General features: G+C 36.6%; 3 protein-coding genes and 1 pseudogene. All 4 read left to right on the top strand.

Going from position 1 to position 3,675, the window contains the following annotated elements:
• Window positions 1-777: 777 nt before the first annotated feature.
• The 4 genes and pseudogenes from CXF61_RS11410 (at window position 778) to CXF61_RS11400 (ending at window position 3,468) form a co-directional block, all read left to right on the top strand.
• The gene (locus tag CXF61_RS11410) at window positions 778-1,005 is read left to right on the top strand and encodes a helix-turn-helix domain-containing protein (protein WP_075107579.1); all 228 of its coding nucleotides are present in this window, start codon (window positions 778-780) and stop codon (window positions 1,003-1,005) included.
• A 720-nt stretch (window positions 1,006-1,725) separates the two neighbouring features.
• Window positions 1,726-2,091 carry a DUF4172 domain-containing protein gene (locus CXF61_RS14200; protein WP_264755684.1) on the top strand — a complete coding sequence of 122 codons (366 nt, stop codon included), beginning with the start codon at window positions 1,726-1,728 and terminating at the stop codon, window positions 2,089-2,091.
• A complete protein-coding gene (locus CXF61_RS14195; RefSeq protein WP_227526673.1) occupies window positions 2,010-2,255 on the top strand; it encodes a Fic family protein in 246 nt (81 codons plus the stop codon). The genes CXF61_RS14200 and CXF61_RS14195 overlap by 82 nt, the downstream gene beginning before the upstream one ends.
• Before the next feature lie 510 nt (window positions 2,256-2,765).
• Window positions 2,766-3,468: pseudogene (locus CXF61_RS11400) on the top strand (IS1 family transposase).
• The last annotated feature ends 207 nt before the right edge of the window (window positions 3,469-3,675 follow it).

The following is a 3,675-nucleotide window of genomic DNA, read 5'->3' as shown; positions in this document are numbered from 1 at the left end:
ATTTATAATACAACTATCTCAAATCAGTTGCTGAGCTCTCAAAAATATTGAGTTGCGCTACGAGTTAATAGACAGTTATTGAAAGCACTCTAAATATTGAGTATACAGCTTAGAGCTGGATTCCTGTATAGCGCATCGATCACGATTTCATACTATTTTCGGGCTTGTGAAGCGCATTAGTCAATATAAGGTGAATTAAATAAATGGCTCATTTGGATATATAGTCAGTTCAAAATAAAACTGTTTCATGATATGGGCTGTATCTCTTTTATTCTGGATTGACTATAGCCAACGTTTCAAAGGCAGCATTTTTTTGGCAATCTGTTGCTTCTAAAAAATAATTTGATATAAGAGCTACGACTCTAATGGCAGGATGGTTATCATTTCTTCTTAAAGTATGGAGCGTAGAAACTCAGCTCAGATGAAATAGGTATATTCTGGTATATCCTGGTATAAGTTACTGAAATTACTTATTATTTTATAATAATTACTTGCAATTTCTGTAGATAACAGTAGATTAAATTATATAAGATTTCAGTAAGTATGATTGGATTTCACTATTTATGAAAAAGACTTACCTAAACGATATAAAGCAAAAAGAGCTAAGTGTTCATAAAGCTAATATTGGCTACTATAAAATATTTAATCACCTTATTTTGCCTTACATGTTAAAGAGCGATATTGAATTTTGGACTCGAATTCAGTGTTCGCAAGTGTTTCAAGTAGAAAAGCAAGGTAGTAGAGGGTATTTATTCTACGACAATTGGAGTTTGTAAGATGATAGTTAACCATCTCCCAACTTTACTAGCTGAAAGAAGGCTAAAAGTAGCGGATGCCGTACGAGCAACAGGGGTAAGCAAGACGACATTACATAAGATATATAACGATCAATCATCTAGAATTGATTTTGATACTATAGATAAGCTTTGTGAGTATTTAGAAGTAGAGGTGGGGGATATTTTTGAATATGTAAAAGAGGATAAAGAGAAAAATACTCAGAAATAGGTTTTAGCTTACAGTTTAAAGTAGAGGTCAAAAAGAGGGTTTTAATTTTAATGGTTTTTAAGGGTCGGTCACGTTTTGGTCACCATCACTTTTTTGAATGATTTAAATCTGATTGCATAATCATGACTATGAGGTGATATAAGAAAGTATTTTTCGCTACAGCCCATATATTACAGACAAAAAAAGCCCCAATCTTAAGATTGGGGCTTTTCGAATCTGGTAGGCGTAATCGGATTCGAACCAACGACCTCTACCATGTCAAAGTAGGTCGACCAAATACCATAATATGACGTTATCTTATATGTATTGATTCTATTGGCTTATAGCTACTATGTGGTTAAAAAGTGGCAAAGTAAATTAGTATATGATAACGTCTAGCACGTATTTGGGCACTATAATTTTATAGTCTTTTTACCTCCACTCTAGCGTCGATCAATTCAAAAACAACGCATATTCTATAAAAAACATCCTTCTTCAAGCTGATTTCTTCTTACAATCAGAATGCATTGTATTTATTTTATCTGCATATCTCTGAGAAAAGTATGAGGCATATTATTTATATTCATGAAAGTAAAGAATGGATTGAGTGGCAATGATCAGATAAAAATGCTGCAATTAGTCGGTCGTGTACGGACACTACAAGGCCGTTTTCTTGGAAAATAGCTAACGTTAGGATTCGATCTTAACGTTGATGCACAGTTAGATGCCGCAACTTTAGAGATCGTTAAAACGTCAGAGATCGAAGGTGAGTTATTAAATAACGAGCAAGTACGGTCTTCTGTTGCGCGTCACTTAGGGATAAATGATAGTGAGATGATAACTACTGCTAGTCGTGAGATTGACGCGATGGTGGAGATGATGCTAAATGCAACCTATCACTACAAGCGACCATTATTGTTGGATGGTTTACTGGGATGGGGATGGCACAGAGCATTGTTTCCAAATAGGTATAGTGGGCTGTATCGTATCAAAGCGGGTAATATCGTGATGACAGTCAAGGACTTATGCAAGTGGTCTCTGGCGGTTATGGTTGTGAGCAGGTTCATTTTATTGCACCTAGTGCCGATAGGTTACCAGATGAATTAGATAAGTTTGTATTCTCGTTTAACACCTCACCAAATGATCAGGACAATATAGATCTTGTAATTAAAGCAGGCATCGCTCATTTATGGTTTGTGACCATTCATCCCTTTGATAATCGTAATGTACGGCTGACGCGCGATGACAGAGCGGATGCTAGCAAAAAATGATGATAGCGCTCAACGTTTTTACAGTATGTTAGCGTAGATTCTTAAACAGCGTAATGACTACTATAAAATACTGGAACGCACTCAAAAAGGTGACAGCGATATCACTGCTTGGCTGTTATGGTTCTTACAAACGCTGGAAGAGCACTGCTCGCTGCTCAAACGAACACAGATAAAATTATTAGTAAATCGAGTTTTTGGCAGACGCATCGACAACATGCATTGAACACTAGACAAGTAACTATGCTGAATGCTTTGCTGACTGACTTTTATGGCAAGCTGACCACTAAGAAATGGGCAGTGATGACCAAGTGTTCTATACCAGATATTAATGATTTGATAGAAAAGAAGATGTTAAAAAGTCTGAGGCTTCGGGGTGTAGTACGAGTTATGAGGTGGCTTTGTGATCAAACTTGCCAGGGATTCGGCTTTGATTATCAGGTGGTGTATCAGAAAGTATGCTGAGGGAAAGAAGGAGGGTGACAGCCAAAGCAAGATGATATATTTGAGGTTATGAAGACACAAATAGAAATTAATTGCCCTGACTGTCACAGTCCCAGTTTAAAGAAAAATGGTATAAAAAGCTATGGCAAGCAGAACTACCAATGTAAGGACTGCAAACGCCAGTTTATCGGCGATCATGCCCTAACTTACAACGGTTGTCACTCTAAAGTAGAAGACCTTATACGGCTCATGACTGTCCGAGGCTGTGGTGTTAGAGATATTGCTAAGATAGCTTCAGTGAGTATGGGTAAAGTACTTAGTACCATAGGCTCATCCCTTTATAAGATTGTTCCTAAAAAGAGCCACTATGAGCGCCTAGAGGTTGATGAGTTCTGGACTTACGTGTATCGCAAGAAACGTAAAGTCTGGCTCGTCTATGCTTATGACCGTGCTACCAACGAGATTGTGGCTTATGTTTGGGGCAAACGTGATTTGAGTACGGCTAAGAAGCTTAAGAGTACGTCTTCTACAGCTCAAAGTCAGTTACGACTCTATTAGTATGGATAACTGGGATAGTTTTTTAACGGCCTTTAAAGCAGATCACAAACAAGTCGGCAAACGGCATACAGTAGGTATAGAAGGTAATAATTGCCGCTTGAGACATCGACTACGTCGAGCCGTTAGAAAAATATGTTGCTTCTCAAAAAAACTTGATAATCATTTTAAAGTGTTTGACTTAGTCTTTTTTTACATCAATTATGGCTACGTCTGATGACAGCATACTTTTTAGAACACCACCGATTATCATTCTGCTTAGTTAAACTTTATAAAGTTGATTCTTATATATAGGATTGACAGCATATGTCAGTCTAAATTTATTATATTGCTACTGAATTACCAGTTTTTGGAATGAAATATCTATGTAAGATACTGACAGAAATAATGCAAAAATATAACTATCATATCTTTTGTTAAAAAA

The organism is Psychrobacter sp. 4Dc, assembly GCF_002836715.1.
Classification (GTDB): Bacteria; Pseudomonadota; Gammaproteobacteria; order Pseudomonadales; family Moraxellaceae; genus Psychrobacter.
This window is presented reverse-complemented; position numbering and strand designations above follow the sequence as displayed.